Below are 508 nucleotides of genomic sequence, written 5' to 3'. Positions count from 1 at the left end.
TCAGGATTTTATCAAAGAAAATGATCGTATTGTTGGTGTGCAAACGCAAACCAACAGTTATTTTACGGAACACGTTGTTGTTGCTGGAGGAGCTTGGAGCCAGGAGCTGACGAAGAAGGTAAATATCTTTTTGCCAGGGCATCCGGTAAAGGGTGAATGCTTTTCGGTTAAAATTTCGGGACAATTGGTAACATCAAGTATTTATTCTACTTCGGGTTATATTGTTCCCAAGGCTGGCGGAAGGTTAATTATTGGTGCTACCCAAAAGCCGGAGATCTTTGACGAATCGGTTAGTCTAGTAAGCTTATCGGAATTAATTGCGAACGCTCAGAAGGTCATTCCTGCTATAAAGGATGCCACATGGGAACAGGCATGGTCCGGTATTCGACCCAAGACTGCTGATGGGCTACCGTATATTAGCGAACACTCACACGTTCCAGGGCTATTGATTGCTACTGGTCATTACAGGAATGGGATATTGCTTGCCCCCATAACCGGTGTGTTAATC

The 508-nt window shown here is 44.3% G+C and carries 1 protein-coding gene; it reads left to right on the top strand.

The features are described 5' to 3' along the window. On the top strand, positions 1–508 hold a 508-nt coding region (locus AC3G7N_RS22760; RefSeq protein WP_489424361.1), incomplete at both ends, for an FAD-dependent oxidoreductase.

It is taken from the genome of Virgibacillus carmonensis (assembly GCF_057836705.1).
This window is presented reverse-complemented; position numbering and strand designations above follow the sequence as displayed.